General features: G+C 70.8%; 15 protein-coding genes and 1 pseudogene. 11 read left to right on the top strand and 5 right to left on the bottom strand.

Translation table 11 applies throughout. From position 1 onward, the window contains the following. Positions 1-8 precede the first annotated feature (8 nt). The 5 genes from CQ045_RS05500 to CQ045_RS05480 form a co-directional block, all read right to left on the bottom strand. Positions 9-914, bottom strand: coding sequence for an arginase family protein (locus tag CQ045_RS05500; protein WP_105721669.1), 906 nt, complete (start codon positions 912-914; stop codon positions 9-11). Between the two features lie 46 nt (positions 915-960). Further along, entirely contained in the window at positions 961-1,854 is an 894-nt protein-coding gene (locus CQ045_RS05495) for an SDR family NAD(P)-dependent oxidoreductase (protein ID WP_105721668.1), read from the bottom strand. Between the two features lie 58 nt (positions 1,855-1,912). Next, positions 1,913-2,584: a cation transporter gene (locus CQ045_RS05490; protein ID WP_105721667.1), complete on the bottom strand. Its 672-nt coding sequence runs from the start codon at positions 2,582-2,584 to the stop codon at positions 1,913-1,915. Next, positions 2,584-2,919: a helix-turn-helix transcriptional regulator gene (locus CQ045_RS05485; RefSeq protein WP_105721666.1), complete on the bottom strand. Its 336-nt coding sequence runs from the start codon at positions 2,917-2,919 to the stop codon at positions 2,584-2,586. The genes CQ045_RS05490 and CQ045_RS05485 overlap by 1 nt, the downstream gene beginning before the upstream one ends. A gap of 90 nt (positions 2,920-3,009) precedes the next feature. Next, on the bottom strand, positions 3,010-3,552 hold the full coding sequence (locus tag CQ045_RS05480; RefSeq protein ID WP_105721665.1) for a small multidrug efflux protein: 543 nt from the start codon (positions 3,550-3,552) through the stop codon (positions 3,010-3,012). 155 nt (positions 3,553-3,707) lie between these two features. Between CQ045_RS05480 and CQ045_RS05475 the strand changes: the two genes are divergently transcribed. The 11 genes and pseudogenes from CQ045_RS05475 to CQ045_RS05425 all read left to right on the top strand — a co-directional run bounded on the left by CQ045_RS05475 (position 3,708) and on the right by CQ045_RS05425 (position 16,414). Then, positions 3,708-4,907: a sensor histidine kinase gene (locus tag CQ045_RS05475; RefSeq protein WP_258130962.1), complete on the top strand. Its 1,200-nt coding sequence runs from the start codon at positions 3,708-3,710 to the stop codon at positions 4,905-4,907. Continuing rightward, on the top strand, positions 4,904-5,506 hold the full coding sequence (locus tag CQ045_RS05470; RefSeq protein ID WP_105721664.1) for a response regulator transcription factor: 603 nt from the start codon (positions 4,904-4,906) through the stop codon (positions 5,504-5,506). Before CQ045_RS05475 ends, CQ045_RS05470 begins: the two co-directional genes overlap by 4 nt. A 224-nt stretch (positions 5,507-5,730) precedes the next feature. Then, positions 5,731-6,494: pseudogene (gene erm / locus CQ045_RS19155) on the top strand (23S ribosomal RNA methyltransferase Erm). A gap of 30 nt (positions 6,495-6,524) precedes the next feature. After that, a complete protein-coding gene (locus CQ045_RS05460) occupies positions 6,525-7,031 on the top strand; it encodes a methylated-DNA--[protein]-cysteine S-methyltransferase (RefSeq protein ID WP_105721663.1) in 507 nt (168 codons plus the stop codon). Positions 7,032-7,121: 90 nt separating this feature from the next. Continuing rightward, complete coding sequence (gene thrC / locus CQ045_RS05455) at positions 7,122-8,525, top strand: threonine synthase (protein ID WP_105721662.1); 1,404 nt, start codon at positions 7,122-7,124, stop codon at positions 8,523-8,525. Positions 8,526-8,746: 221 nt separating this feature from the next. Further along, positions 8,747-10,084, top strand: coding sequence for a cytosine permease (locus CQ045_RS05450; protein WP_105721661.1), 1,338 nt, complete (start codon positions 8,747-8,749; stop codon positions 10,082-10,084). A gap of 45 nt (positions 10,085-10,129) precedes the next feature. Continuing rightward, complete coding sequence (locus CQ045_RS05445; RefSeq protein ID WP_105721660.1) at positions 10,130-11,677, top strand: hydantoinase/oxoprolinase N-terminal domain-containing protein; 1,548 nt, start codon at positions 10,130-10,132, stop codon at positions 11,675-11,677. A 1-nt stretch (position 11,678) separates the two neighbouring features. Further along, the gene (locus CQ045_RS05440) at positions 11,679-12,764 is read left to right on the top strand and encodes a DUF917 domain-containing protein (RefSeq protein ID WP_105721659.1); all 1,086 of its coding nucleotides are present in this window, start codon (positions 11,679-11,681) and stop codon (positions 12,762-12,764) included. Beyond that, positions 12,761-13,864, top strand: a complete 1,104-nt coding sequence (locus tag CQ045_RS05435) for a DUF917 domain-containing protein (RefSeq protein WP_105721658.1) — start codon at positions 12,761-12,763, stop codon at positions 13,862-13,864. The genes CQ045_RS05440 and CQ045_RS05435 overlap by 4 nt, the downstream gene beginning before the upstream one ends. Positions 13,865-13,874: 10 nt before the next feature. After that, positions 13,875-14,903: a DUF917 family protein gene (locus tag CQ045_RS05430; RefSeq protein ID WP_105721657.1), complete on the top strand. Its 1,029-nt coding sequence runs from the start codon at positions 13,875-13,877 to the stop codon at positions 14,901-14,903. Next, on the top strand, positions 14,900-16,414 hold the full coding sequence (locus tag CQ045_RS05425; protein ID WP_105721656.1) for a helix-turn-helix domain-containing protein: 1,515 nt from the start codon (positions 14,900-14,902) through the stop codon (positions 16,412-16,414). The genes CQ045_RS05430 and CQ045_RS05425 overlap by 4 nt, the downstream gene beginning before the upstream one ends. The last annotated feature ends 6 nt before the right edge of the window (positions 16,415-16,420 follow it).

Here is a 16,420-nt window from a genome sequence, read left to right as displayed (position 1 = left end):
CGGGTGGGTCAGGTCGGCGGGACTCGGCTCCCGAGTGCGCTCAGGCCCTCGGTGAGGATGTCGACGAGCAGTCGCGCACAGCTCCCGTCGGGGTCGAGGTCGGGGTCGAAGACCGTGATGGAGGCGCCGACCGCGTGCGGTGCGAGTTCGCGGAGAAGCAGTGTGAGCTCGTCGGCGCTGAGTCCTCCGGGGTCCGGGCTGTCGACCGCCGGCATGATCGACGGGTCGAGCACGTCGACATCGACCTGGAGCCAGTAGCTCGAACCGGCGACGGCCACGGCTTCCGCGGCGATGCGGGCCGCCCCGCGGGCGCGGACGTGCGAGGCCGACATGACACCGCCGAGGATGCCGCGCACTTCGTCCTGGTCTTCGTCGTCGTCGCGATGCCCGATGTGGGCGGTGCGGGCGGCGGGGAAGTACGGCCCGAGGCCGTCGATGTCGGCGACGGACTGCCAGTGCTTCCCGACGGCGGCGGCCAGAGCCTCTCCTGCCAGGCTCGCGCATTCGTCGCTGTTGCCGGGGTGACGGAAATCGGTATGACCGTCGACGTGCACGAGACCGACGCCGCCACGGCTCGCGGTGGCGAGGCCCGCACCGAGCAGGATCGCGCAGTCTCCGCCGATCACCAGTGTCGCGGTTCCCGCGTCGAGTGCGGCTCCGATGCGGGACGCGAGGCGACGCGAGTGGGCGACCAGCGCCTCCTCGTTCCGCACCCGGCCGGCAGGGCGCGCGGCATCGTCGTCCACGTACCGTCCCGGCAGCACCACTCCGGCGTCGGTGGCGCCGAACTCGGCGAACCGGGCGAACAGCCCCGCTTCGCGCAGGGCTTCCGGCGACTTGGCCGTACCGGGCACGCTCCCCGGCTCCGGCGGGCGCAGTCCGAGGTTCGAGGGAGCGGAGAGCACTGTGATCATGCAGTCATCCTGCTCCGGGTGTCGGACATCGTCCGCCGGCGAGGATTCAGCTCGGGAACGGCACCCCGGTGAGGGACTCCGCGGCGCTCCACAGCGCCTCTCCGGCCGATGATGATCGGACGCCGTCGGAGGCGACGACCCGCGCGGGAGCGCCCCGGAACTCGAGCGGGCCGCCCGGCCCCCAGTAGTCGCCGCTGAAGACCTCGGCCGCGGTCGCCGCATGCACGATCGGCAGCGCGCCGCCGTCCTTGCCCTGCACGAGAATGCGGCTGGGGGCGGCCAGGGCGCGGACGAGACCGGGCACCTGGGCGAGCCCGGGCCGTCGCGGAGTGAGCGGATCGACCGCGTAGCCGGGGTGTGCGCAGACGGCCATGCGTGAGGAGCGGGACCAGCGCCGCGCCAGCTCGAAGGCGAAGGTCATGAGCGCCGCCTTCGACCGTCCGTACTGCCGGAGGGAGGAGCCGCGCCATTCCGCATCGATCCCGGCCGGGTCGAGGTGCGCGAAGCGGTGCGCGATCGAGCCGACGGCGACCACGCGGGCGTCCGGTGCGAGGAGGGACTCGACCTGCGCGACGAGTGCGAAGTGGCCGAGGAAGTTGGTGCCCATCATGAGATCGAAGTCGTCGCCGGTGCGCGCGCCGCGGTCGGCGGCCTTCACCCCCGCGTTGCAGATCACCGCATCGACGCGCTCGTCGAGGTCCACCGCTGCGGCGGCCACGCTCTCGAGGGAGCCCAGATCGAGGGGGAGGACACGGAGGTCGGCCGCCGGCACCTGTGTCCGGATCGCGGAGACGGCGGTCCTGGCACGCTCGGGGGAACGGCAACCGAGCACGACCCGTGCGCCCCGTGCGGCGAGCTGCTCGACGCACCAGTAGCCGATCCCGGCGTTGGCGCCGGTGACGAGGGCGGTGCGTCCGCGGAGGTCGGAGGTTGCATCCATCCCTTCAACCTACGCGCCGGAGCGCAGGGAGAGCCGGAGCCGAGGCGCGCCCCCGGACTCAGTGCTCGTGGTGATCGTCATGGTCGTGCTCGTCGTCCTCGAGGAGCATGCCGACGGAGGTGGCGCATGCGTCCCCTCGCCAGGCCTCGATTCCCTCGCGCACGGCGAAGGCCGCGATCACGAGCCCGGCGACGGCATCCGCCCACCACCACCCGAACAGGGAGTTGGCGACCAGCCCGAGCAGCACCGCCGCCGAGAGATACGTGCAGATGAGGGTCTGCTTCGAGTCCGCGATCGCCGTGGCCGAGCCCAGCTCCCGCCCGGCGCGCCGCTCGGCGAACGACAGGAAGGGCATCACGGCGACGCTGACGGCGGTCAGGACGATGCCGATCGTGCTGTGCTCCGGGCGCTCCGCCGTGATGAGGGCGGTCGCGGATGTCGCCGTGACGTAGATCGCGAGCGCGAAGAACGCGACCGCGATCACGCGCAGGGTGGGCTTCTCCCAGCGCTGCGGGTCTCGGCGGGTGAACTGCCAGGCGACGGCGGCCGCCGAGAGGACCTCGATCGTCGAATCGAGTCCGAAGCCGATGAGTGCCGCGGAGGAGGCCACCGATCCGGCGGCCAGAGCGATGACCGCCTCGATCAGGTTGTAACCGATCGTGATGCCCACGATGATGCGGATGCGACGGTGCAGGGTGTCCCGGCGCGCCTCGGTTGCCGCCGTCGACATCAGCAGGTGCATCCTTCGCCCGAGCAGCAGTCCGGTTCGACGATGAGCGTCACGCGCATGAGCATGTCGAGGGCCGGCGCGAGGTGGCGGTCGGCCAGCCGGTAGCTGCTGCGTCGACCGTCGGGGATGCTCTCGACGAGGCCGCACCCGCGGAGGCAGGCGAGGTGGTTCGACATGACCTGGCGCGAGACGCCGAGTGCATCGGCGAGCTCGGCGGGGTAGCGGGGGGCTTCTCGCAGGGCGAGCAGGACGCCGGCGCGGGTCGGATCGGAGAGCGCGTGGCCGAGCCGGGCGACTGCTGCGGTGTGGGTGAGTGAGGCGAGGGCGGTCGTCACACCCTCACTGTACAGAAGATGCTGTATTCAGAAAAGCATGAATCGAGAGGTGGGGAGCGTCGGATGACCGACGCTCCCCACCGGGATCGCTCAACGGATGGCGTACACCGCGCTGCCCACGATGACGGCGAAGACCGTGGTCCACCCGATGATCGCGAGCGCCTGCCAGAAGAGGATGCGCGCCTTGCCGACGCCGGCCGCAGCGAGCATCGTCGCGGTGAACTGCGTCGGCAGCAGGAGCGGTCCGAGCAGGCTCACCCCGGGGACGCCGTAGCGCTCGAACGCCCGCTGGAACTTCTCCTTGCGACCGGTGCCGCGGTCGGCGTCCGTCGTGCCGACAGGGGTCTCCGCCGTGGTCCCGCCGTTCGCGAGCGCCACCTCCCGCGCCTTCGCGCGGTTGACGACGGCGGCGCGCGCGCCGGAGCTGACGAGCACCACCACGACCACGCACAGGAAGTTGCCGGCGATGGCGGCGATGGCGGCGACAACCGGAGGGATGCCGCCGACGATGCCGATGGTCACCGCGCCCTCGCCCTCGACGAACGGGATCGCGCCGGCGAGTGCGACGATGAGGGGCTGCACGAGTTCGGGGACCTGGGCGACCAGGTTCTGGAAGGTCTCGACGAGGTTCATGGGATGCTCCCGGATATCGGTGCCGACGGTGTCTCCGCCGGGATGACTCCAGTCCAGCCCAGAGCGGTCAGCGCCGGCAGTGTCGGGCCGTCACCGCTTTCCAGGTGGATCGCATGACGCATCCGTGACAACTGTCACGCCCGTATCGTAAGAGCGTGAGCAGCCCCGCCGAGCCCCTCGCCCCCGTCGAACCGAGTCCGGGGGCGCGACAGCTGTCGCGCGGCATCACCGCCACGTGGTGGTACACCGTCACGGCGGTCATGGCCTTCGAGCTCGCTCTGGTCGCGTCGTGGGCGCTGCTGACCCTCGCGAGCGATCTGCGTGGGATCGGCGGCCTGATCGTGGGCGTCGGCGGCCTGCTCTGGTGCGCTTCCACGATTCCGCTGCTGTTCGACTACCGGCACCGGCTCGACGCGGAACCCGGCGTGCGCTGGCTGCGACTGGTCGTGCCCCTCCTCATCGCGGTGGCATACGGGATCGCCGCCGGTGCAGTGGTCGGCAGCTGGCAGCTCGCCCTGATGCCCGTCGTGCAGTCGCTCGTGCTGCTGAACTGGCCGCGCGGGGTGCGGTACAAGGTGGTCATCGCCGCGACGATCATCCTCGCCTGTCTTGCCGTCGTCGATTCCGCTCTCGATGTCTCCGACGAGATCCCGCTCCTGGTTCCCGTCGTCTACACCCTGTTCCTTCCGGCGATGACCGTGAGCTCGCTCTGGTGGTGGGACGTGCTCATCACGCTGGATCGGGCCAGGGCATCCGAGGCGCGCCTGGCCGCGACTCAGGAACGACTGCGGGTCGCGACCGACGTGCACGACCTCCAGGGGCACCACCTGCAGGTCATCGCGCTGCAGCTGGAACTGGCGGAGCGCCTCCTGCCGACGGACCCGGACGCCGGCATGGAGCAGCTCCGCGCAGCACGGATCAGCGTCGACGAGGCGCGGCAGGGGACTCGCGACCTCGCCCTGCGGTTCCGCTCCGTCCCGCTGGGCGACGAGATCGCCAACGCCCGCGACCTGCTCCGCGCCGCGGGACTCGAGGTCGAAGCGGTGATCCCCGCGGATTCCGGCGCGGCGCCCGCGTCCGCCCTCGGCCCCGTCATCCGCGAGACGACGACCAACGTGCTCCGCCACGGCGGGGGGCGCCGTGCGCGTCTCGTGCTCACGCGCACCGACGACGGGTGGCGGTACACGATCGTCAACGACGTCGTCGGCGACGTCGCTCAGGATGCCGCGGGTTCGGGCCTCGACGGCGTGCGACGGCGGATCGACGAAGCCCACGGCGCCCTCGAGGTGAACCGGCACGGCGGCGAGTTCACGGTGACGGTGACGGTGCCGGCGGACGCGGAGGAGGCCCGGTGATCCGTGTGCTGCTGGCCGACGACGAGGCGATGATCCGGTCGGCGCTCGCCGCGCTGCTCCGACTCGAGGACGACATCGAGGTCATCGCGGAGTGCGAGGACGGGGAGCAGGCCGTCGCCGAGGCTCTGCGGCTGCTGCCCGACGTGTGCCTGCTCGACCTCGAGATGCCCGGGCTCGACGGCGTGCAGGTGTCGGAGCGTCTGAACCGCCCGATCGCGACGCGCTGCATCGTCGTCACCCGGCATGCGCGGCCCGGTGTGCTGCGCCGTGCTCTGGCTTCGGGGGTGGCCGGTTTCCTGCCCAAGTCCCGCGGTGCCGACGAGGTGGCGGCCGTGATCCGTCGCGTCGCCGCCGGCGCACGCTACGTGGACCCCGAGATCGCCGCCGACGCACTGAGCGACGAGCGCTCGCCGCTGACCGATCGCGAGCTCGACGTGCTCCGCGCCGGTCGACGCGGCGAGACGACGGGGCAGATCGCGCGGGCGCTCTCCCTCGCGCCCGGGACCGTGCGCAACCACATCTCCGTCATCCTCGGGAAGCTCTCGGTGGGCACGCGTCAGCAGGCCGTGCTCATCGCCGAGGAGCGCGGCTGGATCTGACTGCCGATATGCTGGCGACCATGGGAACACTATTCGCCGCGCCCATGATGGGGCGCACCTTCGTGGTACGCGACCGCCGCGCCTGACGGCGCGCTCGCTCACCGCACGCATCTGCGCGCCGTCCACCGAGATGTCATCGCACCTCGGGACGGGCAGCATCCTCGACGCCACTTCGCGTCGTCCCCTCCTTCGAGGTGCTCCGATTCTTCTTCTGGAGCGCACTCATGCCTCGTTCAATCCATGGCGGCCGTCACGAACTCGGCCAGAACTTCCTCACCCACCGCCCGACCCTCGCCCGCATCTCCGCCCTCGTCGGGCGCACCTCGGGCTCGATCCTCGAACTGGGATGCGGTGATGGTGCCCTCACCCGCTCGCTGGCTGAGCTCGGCAGGCCCGTCGCGGCGATCGACATCGACGAGCACCGGGTGCATCGGCTCCGAAAGGCGCTGCCCGGTGTGCGCATCGAGGTCGGCGATGCGACCCGTCATCCGCTCGACGCGGACGTCGTCGTCGGCAACATCCCTTTCCATGTGACGACGCCCATCCTCCGTCGGCTGCTGTCGAGCGGCCGGTGGAGTCAGGCCGTCCTGTTGACGCAGTGGGAGGTGGCGCGCAAACGGGCCGGTGTCGGCGGCGGCACGATGATGACCGCCAGTCCGCGCCGTGGTTCGAGTTCTCGCTCGAAGGCCGAGTCCCGGCGTGGGGCTTCTCGCCGCAGCCGAGCGTGGACGGCGGTCTGCTCGCCATCACCCGCCGCGGATCACCGCTCGTCCCGGCGTCCGACCGCCGGGCGTATGAGGCGTTCGTGCGCGCGATGTTCACGGGGCGGGGAGGCAGCCTTCCCGCGGTCGTGGCGACCGCCGCACGCGTCCCGATGTCTCGGGCGCGACGAGTCGTGACGGCGGCCGGAGCGGTGGAGCGTCGCCTTCCCCGTGATCTGCGCCCGGAGCACTGGGCCGCGCTCTGGGACCAGATCTCGCGGCGATGACACACCGCTACCGGGCGGTAACCTCGACGCATGTCCGCCTTCGGAACGCTCGCGACGCCGGTCGGCGTCATCGGTGTCGTGAGCGACGGCGTGGCGGTCACCCGCGTCACGTGGCGATCGACTCCGCCCGAAGGCAGTGTCGTCCCGTCCGATCCCGCCGCCGATCCGCTGCTCGTCGAAGCCCTCGCGCAACTCGCCGCCTACTTCGACGGCACCCTGCGCCGCTTCGATCTCCCGGTCGATCTCGGCGTGCAGACGACGGCGACCAGAGCGGTCCTCACCGCGCTGCATGAGACGGTCGGACACGGCGAGACGGTCACCTACGGCGGACTCGCCGCGCGCAGCGGCACCGAGGTTCCGGCCCGGGGGATCGGCTCGATCATGGGGGCCAATCCGGTCCCCTTGATCGTGCCCTGCCACCGCGTCGTCGCCGGCGACGGACTGGGTGGATACTCCGGTGGCGATCCAGGACGCGGGCTCGAGACCAAGCGCTGGCTGCTGGAGCACGAAGGGGCGCTGCCGACCTCGCTCTTCTGAGCGGAGGTGCCCGGCCGCCGTCATCCCGTCAATCGAGCACGGAACACCCTGCGAGAATGGACGTGCCGAGTCCCGAGCCGAGGAGCCAACGTGCAGTTCATCTCCACCCGCGGCGGCATGCAGCCGCAGTCGTTCAGCGAGACGCTGTTGGAGGGCCTCGCGCCCGACGGCGGACTGGCGGTGCCCGAGGTCATGCCGACCGTCGACGGCGAGACGCTGGAGCGCTGGCGCGCGCTGACCTACCCGCAGCTCGCGACCGAGGTGCTCGGCCTGTTCGCGACCGACATCCCCCGCGCAGACCTGGCGCGGATGACGGATGCCGCCTACGCGGACTTCCCCGACGGGGTGGTGCCGCTTCGGGCCATCGACGACGACCTGACGCTGGTCGGACTCTCCGAGGGACCGACGCTCGCGTTCAAGGACATGGCCATGCAGTTCCTCGGGCAGGTGCTCGAGTACACGCTGGAGCGCAACGACGCGGTGCTCAACATCCTCGGGGCCACCTCGGGTGACACCGGTTCCGCGGCCGAGCACGCCCTCCGCGGCAAGGAGCGCGTCGCGGTGTTCATGCTGTCGCCGCAGGGCCGCATGAGCGCGTTCCAGCGGGCGCAGATGTTCTCGCTCGACGATGCGAACGTGCACAACATCGCGGTCGAGGGCGTCTTCGACGACTGCCAGAACCTCGTGAAGAAGCTCGCCGGCGACCTCGACTTCAAGCGCGCCCAGCACCTGGGGGCGGTCAACTCGATCAACCTCGCCCGCATCACGGCGCAGACCGTCTACTACTTCTGGGCCTGGCTGCGGGCGACGGATGCCGGTGGCTGGACCGAACTGTCCTTCACGGTGCCCTCCGGCAACTTCGGCAACATCCTGTCCGGCTTCTTCGCGAAGCAGATGGGCCTGCCGATCCGTCGCCTCGTGCTCGCCGCGAACGAGAACAACGTGCTCGACGAGTTCTTCCGCACCGGTGTCTACCGCCCGCGCAGCGCCGCGCAGACGCTCGCGACGTCGAGCCCGTCGATGGACATCTCCAAGGCATCGAACCTGGAGCGCTTCATGTTCGAGCTGGTCGGACGCGACCCCGCCCGCGTCGTGGGCGCCTGGGACGACCTCGAAGCGCAGGGGCATTTCGACTTCTCCGCCGAGCAGGAGCGCTTCCTCGAGGAGTTCGGCATCGTCAGCGGCACCTCGACGCACGAGGACCGACTCGCGACCATCCGCGCGGTGTACGAGACGACGGGCGAGGTCATCGACCCCCACACGGCCGACGGCGTCAAGGTCGCCCGCGAATACGTCGAGCCCGGAGTGCCGATGCTCGTGCTCGAGACGGCCAAGCCCGAGAAGTTCGCCGAGACGATCCATGAGGCCATCGGCGTCGAGCTGGGCTACGCGCCCGAGCTGCAGGAGATGCTCGACGCTCCCCAGCACGTGACCGAGATGGGGGACGACGAGCAGGCCCTCCGCGCGTTCATCGAGACGAACGCGCTGCACTGACCTCGCTTTCCTCCGAGATCAGCGCTCCGCGCCGAGACCCCCTCCTGCTGATCTGCAGGAGGGGGTCTCGGCGTAAGAGCAGAGGCTGACCTCGGGAGGAGTGTGCGATCTGCACATCCGCATGCAAGGCTCGTGCGGATTGCACATGTCGGTGGAGGAGAGAGCGTGGCTACTGTGGCGCACAACCCGTTCCCTCCTCCTCCTCCTCCCGAAGGATCCTCATGGCACGCACGGCGCACGCAGACGACTTCGCGCTCTCCCGAGTGACTCCCGAAGCCCGCAGACCCTGGTTCGGCATCGCAGTGCAGCGATTCGGCCAGGTCTCGGCCCTCTCGCAGTTCCTCCTCGGCGCGACCCTCGGCTACAGCATGACTTTCGGCGAGGCCGTCCTCGCCTTCCTCTTCGGCTCGATCATCCTCGAGGTGATCATGTGCGTGGTCGGGTTCATCGGCCAGCGCGAGGGCCTGAACACCGCACTCCTGGCACGCTGGACCGGCTTCGGTGAGATCGGAGCCTCGTTGGTCGGGCTCGCGATCGGCATCAGCCTGATCGGCTGGTTCGGCATCCAGTCCGCGATCTCGGCGCAGTCGCTCGACGCCCTCATGCCCGGCGCACTGCCGGTGTGGGCGTGGAGTCTCATCTTCGGTCTCGCGGTCACGGCGATCGTGGCCTTCGGCTTCGTCGGGATGCAGTGGCTGGCGAACATCACCGTGCCGCTGTTCCTGATCCTGGTCGGCTGGTCGGTCATCACCGAGCTGAGCCGTCACGACATCGGCGAACTGCTCACGGGTCCCGCTCCCGGTCCCACCATGAGCGTCTGGGCCGGCACCGGCATCGTCGCGGGTGGCCTCATCGTCGGCGCGATCATCACGGGCGACATGACCCGCTTCAACCGCTCGCGCGCCGACGTCATCAAGCAGACCGTCCTCGGCGTCTCGCTGGGCGAGTTCGTCATCGGCCTCGCCGGCGTGCTGCTGGCCCACGCCGCCGCCACGGGCGACATCGTCGCGATCGTGACCTCCTCGGTCGGATTCATCGGCCTGTTCATCGTGCTGACCGGAACCCTGAAGATCAACGACTGGAACCTGTACTCCTCGACCCTCGGGCTCGTGAACTTCATCTCCACCGCGTTCGGCAAGAACCTGCACCGCGTGACGACGACGATCGTGCTGGGCATCGTGGGATCCATCCTCGCCGCAGTCGGCATCCTCGGTCAGTTCACCGAGTTCCTGATCGTGCTGAGCGTCGCCTTCCCGCCGATCGCCGGCATCATGGTCGCCGAGTACTACGTCGTGCGCCGCTGGCGTCCCGACCTCGACGCGACGCGAGAGGCGGGCACCCTCCCCGCGACCGCTCCCCGCATCGTCCCGGCGACGATCGTCGTGTGGCTGGTCTCCGCGCTGGTCGGCTACTTCGTCACGTGGGGCATCCCCTCACTGCTCAGCCTCTTCCTCTCGATGGTGCTGTACATCGTGGCGGGCAAGCTCGGCTGGGTCCGCGGCGTCGGCGTCGCGACCACGCGGCAGGCGGCTCCGGTCGAAGAGGCCGCGACGGCCTGAGCCGCGCACCGCAGACATCCCTCACCCTTCAGGAAAGCGAGAATCATGCACATCGGCATCGACGTCGGCGGCACCAACACCGACGCAGTCCTCATGGACGGCACCCGCACCCTCGCGGGGGTGAAGCACTCGACCACCCCGGATGTCACCGATGGCATCATCCGGGCCATCGAGGATCTGCGGGCCGGCCACGCCTTCGAGGGCGCCGACATCGATGCCGTCATGATCGGCACGACGCACTTCATCAACGCACTCGTGCAGGCCAGCAGACTCGCCCCGGTCGCGGCACTCCGGCTCGGGCTGCCCGCGACGCGGGCCCTTCCGCCGCTGATCGACTGGCCGGAGGTGCTGGTCGAGGCGACGCAGGCGCGCAGCTACCTGGCGCACGGCGGCTACGAGTTCGACGGCCGCCCGATCTCCCCGCTCGACCCCGACGAGATCCGTGCGCACGCCGAGGACATGAAGGCCCACGGCATCCGCTCGGTCGCCATCTCGTCGGTCTTCAGTCCGGTCAACCACGATCTCGAGGTGCGGGCGGCCGAGATCGTCGCCGAAGTGCTCGGCGCGGATGCCGCCATCTCGCTGTCGCACGAGATCGGGCGGATCGGTCTGCTCGAGCGCGAGAACGCGACGATCATCAACGCCGCGCTGCGCGAGCTCGCCTCCGAGATCGTCGACGGCCTCACCTCCGCGGTGCGTGCACAGGGCATCGAGGCGCCGATCTTCCTCAGCCAGAACGACGGCACGCTCATGGACGAGGAGTACGTGCGTCGCTACCCGGTCGCGACCTTCGCCTCGGGCCCGACCAACTCGATGCGCGGTGCCGCTGCGACCAGCGGGCTCGACGACTGCGCCGTGATCGACGTGGGCGGCACCACCGCCGACATCGGGCTGCTGATCAACGGGTTCCCGCGGGAGACCGCGAACGAGGTCAAGGTCGCCGGCATCCGCACCAACTTCCGGATGCCGGATGTGCTCTCGCTCGGCATCGGCGGCGGCAGCATCGTCGACGAGGAGACCGCCGAGGTCGGTCCGGCCTCCGTCGGATACAAGCTGACCACCGAGGCGCTGGTCTTCGGCGGCTCGACACTGACCGCCACCGACATCGCCGTCGCCGCGGGGCGGGCCGAAGTGGGCGATGCGAGCAAGGTCGCGCACCTCGATCCCGCCTTCGTCGAGCGCGTTCTCGCGCGCATCGCCGAGCGGGTGTCCGAGGCCGTCGACCGGATGCGCACCTCGCCCGACCCTATCGCGGTCGTCGCGGTCGGCGGCGGATCGATCCTTCTCCCCGACGAGCTGCCGCTGTTCGGCACTGTGCACCGCCCCGAGAACTACGCGGTCGCGAACGCCATCGGCGCCTCCATCGCGCAGGTCGGCGGCGAGATCGACAAGGTCTATGCGATCGAGCCCGGTCGTCGTGACGAGACGCTGGCCGAGGTGCGTGCCGAGGCCGTGGACAAGGCGATCGCGGCCGGCGCCAAACCGTCGACCGTGTCGATCATCGACTTCGACGAGGTGCCGATCCCCTACCTCCCCGGCAACGCGACGCGCATCCGCGTCAAGGCTGTCGGCGACCTCGACATGGGAGTGTGACATGAGCTGGACCATCACTCCCGCCCACATCGACGGACTCGCCCGCGGTGCGGCCGTGCTCGGCACCGGCGGCGGAGGCGACCCGTACATCGGCGCGCTCCTCGCCCGTCAGGCCCTGGCCTCCGGCGACGTCACGGTCGTCGGACTCGACGAGGTGCCCGACGACGCGCTCATCCTGTTCGTCGCGATGATGGGCGCCCCGACCGTCATGGTCGAGAAGCTCCCGAGCCTCGCCGAGGTGGTCGAGCCCGTCAAGGCTCTCGCCATCCACCTCGGTCGTCCGGTCACCCATATCGCGTGCGCCGAGGTCGGCGGGGTCAACTCGACCATCCCGATCGCCGCGGCCGCCGCGCTCGGCCTGCCGCTGGTCGACGCCGACGGCATGGGTCGTGCATTCCCCGAGCTGCAGATGGTGCTCCCGACGCTCTACGGCGTCACCGCGTCGCCTCTGGCGTTCAGCGACGAGAAGGGCAACACCGGCGTGCTGCAGACGGCCGACAACTCCTGGACCGAGCGGATCGCACGGGTGGCGTGCGTCGAGATGGGCTGCTCGGTCATGATCTCCGGGTTCTCGATGTCGGGCACCGCCGCGCGGGAGTCGCTCGTCTCGGGCTCGCTCTCCCGCTGCATCGAGATCGGACAGCGCATCGCGACGGCGCGCGAGGAGAAGACGGATGCGGTCGCAGCCGTGGTCGAGCTGCTCGGCGGACGGGAGCTGTTCGACGGCAAGGTCGTCGATGTGCACCGCGCCACCACGACCGGCTTCGCGCGCGGACGCGCCCGCATCGACGGGGATGCCGGCACCACGCTGACCCTGCAGTTCCAGAACGAGCACCTCGTGGCCGAAGCCGACGGCGAGGTCCTCGCGACCACGCCCGACCTGATCATGGTGCTCGACGGCGAGTCCGGCGAGCCGATCACCACCGAGGGCCTGCGCTACGGACAGCGGGTGCGGGTGATCGCGGCACCGGCCGACGAGCGCTGGCACTCCGCCGACGCCCTCGCGATGGTCGGCCCCGGCTACTTCGGGTACGACATGGCCGCGCATCGCTTCGACGGCAGCATCTCGAGCGGAGCAGCGGTATGAGCTGGCAGCTCACCGCCGCCGACCTCCCCGACCTCGCCCGCGGTGCGACGCTGCTCGGCACCGGGGGCGGAGGCGATCCGTACATCGGCAAGATGCTCGTCGAGCGTGTGCTGGGGGAGGGGAGCATCACGATCCTCGACCCGGACGAGCTCCCCGACGACCTGTTCGTGATCCCGACCGCCCAGATGGGCGCGCCGACCGTGATGATCGAGAAGATCCCGGCCGGCACGGAGCCCACGCTCGCCCTGCGCACGCTCGAGGAGCACCTCGGGCGCAAGGCGGACGCGACCATGCCGATCGAGTGCGGCGGCATCAACTCGATGATCCCGCTCATCGTCGCGGCCGAGACGGGGCTGCCGGTGGTGGATGCCGACGGCATGGGACGTGCGTTCCCCGAGCTGTCGATGGAGACCTTCGCGGTGTACGGCGTGCACGGCTCGCCGCTGGCCCTTGCGGGGGAGCGCGGCGAGCAGGTCGTGATCGACACCGGCGACGACGACCGGCAGATGGAATGGCTCGCCCGCGGCATCACGATCCGCCTCGGCGGCGTCGGCCACATCGCCGAGTATGCGATGACGGGAGCCGACGTTCGACGCACGGCCGTGCCCCGCACGATCTCGATGGCGCTCGCGCTCGGCCGCGCGATCCGCGTCGCCCGTGAGGAGCACCGCTCTCCGTTCGAGGCGATCGCGCAGACGCTCTCGACCACCCTCTACCCCCACCTGCGCGAGCTCTGCGTCGGCAAGGTCGTCGACGTCGAACGGCGCACGACCGAAGGCTTCGCGAAGGGGCGCGCGGTGATCGCACCGCTCGACGCGGACGAGGGCGACACCTTCGAGATCTCCTTCCAGAACGAGAACCTCATCGCCCACCGCGGGGAGACGCTCGTGGCGATCGTGCCCGACCTGATCTGCGTCGTCGACCACGAGACGGCGGAACCGATCACCACCGAGGGGCTGCGGTACGGACAGCGTGTGCGGGTGCTGGGCATCTCGACTCCCGAGATGATGCGCACGCCCGATGCCCTCGCGGCGTTCGGCCCCTCGGCCTTCGGCCTGGGGGAGGCGTTCGTCCCGGTCGAGGAGCTGGCCGCGCCCTAGGCTGGTGCCCATGAAGCTGGCGCACGACGATCTGGAGGCGCTCGCCCGCGGGTACGCGCTCCTCGGATCCGGTGGCGGTGGCGCGACCACGATGCTCGAACTCATGGTCGGGGGGTCGGACGTGTGGCCGATCGACGTCGCCGCAGTGTCCTCACTCGACCCGGCGACCCCGTGTCTGGGGGTCGCCTTCGTGGGATCGACGATGCTGCTGGGCGAGCGGATGCCGGGCGCAGAGCCGTTCGCCGCGCTGCTCGCGGCCGTCGAGCGCTGGCTCGGGCACCCGGTGCCCGTCGTTTGCTCGCTGGAAGGCGGGGGCATGAACGGACTCGCGCCCCTGACGCTCGCGGCGTCCCATACCGTCGTCGACGCCGACTGCACGGGCCGTGCCGTGCCGGGGCTCGATCAGATGTCGCTCTTCGTCGACCGGGTCCCCGGTCTCGTCTTCGCATGCGACACCGGCGCGGGCGGGGTGGCGCTGGTGGAAGCCGCCAGGGCGATCGACGCCGAGCGGGTCGTGCGCTCGGCCATCATCCAGGCGGGCGGCGTCGGGTGCGCGGTACTCGCGGGGTTCACGGTCGGCGATCTCCGCGAGCACGCGATCGAAGGACATCTCGCACGCGCCCTCGATCTCGGTCGCGCGTTCCTCTCTTCAGCCGGGGCGCCCCTCGCGGAGCTCGCCGGTGTCCTCGGCGGCGAGGTGCTCGCCGAGGGGCGGATCGCCTCGGTCACGACCTCCGCGATCGATGCGCATGTGAACGCCGTCGAGATCGCGGGGGCGGCCGGCGCGGTGCACCGCGTGATCACCCGGTCCGAGACGCTGGCCGTGCTCACCGACGGCCGGCTCGTCGCCTCCGCGCCGACCATCATCGTGATCATCGACGCCGTCTCGCGGGAGATCCTCGAGGTGACCGACCTCGGGCTCGCCCGGAACGTCGCCGTCCTCGGTCTCCCCGCACCGGAGTGGTGGAATGCCCGCCCCGAGCGGCGCGCGCGGGTCGTGCCCTCCGCCTACGGGCTCGAAGATCTGGATGCCGCATGAGTGAGCGTCTGCCGCTGAGCGCACTCCTGGCGCACGCCGAGAACGGCGGACTGCGCCGCGTCGCAGGTCCGCCGACCGCCGCGTGGGACGCCGTCACCATCGAAGCCGGGGAGAAAGACCTCCCGGAGAGCGGGGACGGCCGTCTCGCGATCCTGACCGCAGGTGCGCCGCCGACGACCTGGCAGCAGGACGCGATGCTGCGCCGCGTCCGCGACCGCGGGTTCACGGGGCTGGCGTTGCCCGGCGCCGCGGACGTCGATGCCGGAGCGTTCCGTCTGGCCGACCGGATCGGACTCTGCCTGCTCGATGTGGTGCGGCCGGTGCAGCTGGCGAAGGCGTGCTGGATGCTCATCGAGGCGCGCGACGCGCTCACGCTCAATCGCGTGCGCAAGGTCGCGCAGTCGTTCGAGTACGCCGCGGACGACCTGGGCGATCTGCTCGGGCACCTCGCCGCGAACCTCGGTACCGGCGTCGCCCTCGTCGACGCGACCGGAGTGCTCCAGGAGGCCGGGGGACACCTGGGGGAGGAGCTGCACGCCGCGATTCGCTTCGAGTCCTGGATCGATGAGGCCGCCATCGGAGAGTGGGCGGCGGCGTCGGTGCGCGTGGACAGCCCCGGGCGCAGCGGCCTGCGACTCGTGCTCTTCGGGCGGGGCCTCGGCGAGGCGCAGCTGCAGTCGCTCTCGGTCGCCGCCGAGGTCGCGATGCCGGCCGTCGCGGCGAGGATCCTCATCGACGAGGTCGCCGCCGTCAACGATGTGGCGGCCTCCTCCGGACTGCTCAGGGACTTCGTCGACCTGCGCGGCGCCGCCGACGCCGAAGTGGAGCGCCGGATGGCGGAGCGCGGCTGGCGTACGGGCGGCCATCACATCGGCTTCCGTACCGTGGCCCGAGGGCGGGTGGACCCGTTCTCGCTCCTGCGCTCGATCAGCGGAGGCCTCGTCGCGATCGATGCCGAGGCGCACGCGACGACGGCAGGGCGGGGCATCAGTGGCTGGCTCTCGTTCCCCGAGGCCCCGGGTCCGGACCGAGTGGAGCGAGCGGTCGCCGCGCTCCGGGAGCTGCACCTGGGAGCGCTGCGGGACTTCGCCGTCGCGACCGGGGTCGGCTCCCTGCAGGGAGGACGCGAAGGGCTGGCGACGACGCTCGACGAAGCCGGCGATGCCGCACGTATCGCCGCCGCCCGGTCCGCTACCGGATGGTTCGTCCGGGTCGACAGCCTCGGGCTGGAGCAGCTTCTGCTCGCCTGGACCGGGAACGACACGTTCGTCCCCGCCGCAGAGTCCCTCCTCGCGCCGCTGCAGGAGAGCGGCGGCGATCTCCTCACGACGCTGTCGGCCTACCTCGACCATGAGTCGGGCATCGCCGCGACCGCGACCGCCCTGGGGCTCCACCGCAACACGGTCGCGGTGCGCATCCGGCGCGTGCAGGAACTGCTCGGCATCGACATGAGCGATCCCGAAGCGCGTCTCGCCCTGCACCTGGCCTGCCGAGCCGTGCTGCCGCGCTGACCCCGC

The sequence above is a fragment of the Microbacterium sp. MYb66 genome (assembly GCF_002979435.1).
Classification (GTDB): Bacteria; Actinomycetota; Actinomycetes; order Actinomycetales; family Microbacteriaceae; genus Microbacterium.
This window is presented reverse-complemented; position numbering and strand designations above follow the sequence as displayed.

Coding starts and splice junctions, on each gene's coding strand:
- CQ045_RS05500 (WP_105721669.1), bottom strand. CDS start 914: ATGATCACAGTGCTCTCCGCTCCCTCGAACCTCGGACTGCGCCCGCCG.
- CQ045_RS05495 (WP_105721668.1), bottom strand. CDS start 1,854: ATGGATGCAACCTCCGACCTCCGCGGACGCACCGCCCTCGTCACCGGC.
- CQ045_RS05490 (WP_105721667.1), bottom strand. CDS start 2,584: ATGTCGACGGCGGCAACCGAGGCGCGCCGGGACACCCTGCACCGTCGC.
- CQ045_RS05480 (WP_105721665.1), bottom strand. CDS start 3,552: ATGAACCTCGTCGAGACCTTCCAGAACCTGGTCGCCCAGGTCCCCGAA.
- CQ045_RS05460 (WP_105721663.1), top strand. CDS start 6,525: ATGTCCGCCTTCGGAACGCTCGCGACGCCGGTCGGCGTCATCGGTGTC.
- CQ045_RS05450 (WP_105721661.1), top strand. CDS start 8,747: ATGGCACGCACGGCGCACGCAGACGACTTCGCGCTCTCCCGAGTGACT.
- CQ045_RS05445 (WP_105721660.1), top strand. CDS start 10,130: ATGCACATCGGCATCGACGTCGGCGGCACCAACACCGACGCAGTCCTC.
- CQ045_RS05440 (WP_105721659.1), top strand. CDS start 11,679: ATGAGCTGGACCATCACTCCCGCCCACATCGACGGACTCGCCCGCGGT.
- CQ045_RS05435 (WP_105721658.1), top strand. CDS start 12,761: ATGAGCTGGCAGCTCACCGCCGCCGACCTCCCCGACCTCGCCCGCGGT.
- CQ045_RS05430 (WP_105721657.1), top strand. CDS start 13,875: ATGAAGCTGGCGCACGACGATCTGGAGGCGCTCGCCCGCGGGTACGCG.
- CQ045_RS05425 (WP_105721656.1), top strand. CDS start 14,900: ATGAGTGAGCGTCTGCCGCTGAGCGCACTCCTGGCGCACGCCGAGAAC.